Annotated in this window: 1 protein-coding gene; it reads right to left on the bottom strand. The window is 41.6% G+C overall.

Annotation, left to right across the window (positions count from 1 at the left end; genetic code table 11):
- Positions 1-226 (bottom strand): SNF2-related protein (locus ACX6XY_RS30460; protein WP_460337969.1); only part of this gene is annotated, 226 nt, incomplete at its 3' end.
- Positions 227-243 lie beyond the last annotated feature (17 nt).

Here is a 243-nt window from a genome sequence, read left to right as displayed (position 1 = left end):
CATCAATGCTGTTTTCAAGCGGCGTTCCACTGAGTGCAAATACATGATTGCGTTTCAGAGCGCGCACAGCTTGAGATGCCTTTGTATGATAATTCTTAATTGCTTGTGATTCGTCAATAATAACACTTGAAAAAGCGACGTCTGCAAAATGGACAATATCTTGGCGTAACGATGGATACGAAATCAAGTAAACATGACCATGCTTCATTTCTTCCATTTCGGCCATCCGGGATTGTTTCGTTC

This window comes from Streptomyces sp. O3, from assembly GCF_054788135.1.
The sequence above is the reverse complement of the archived record's forward strand: the minus strand, read 5'-3'. Positions and strand labels throughout refer to the sequence as shown.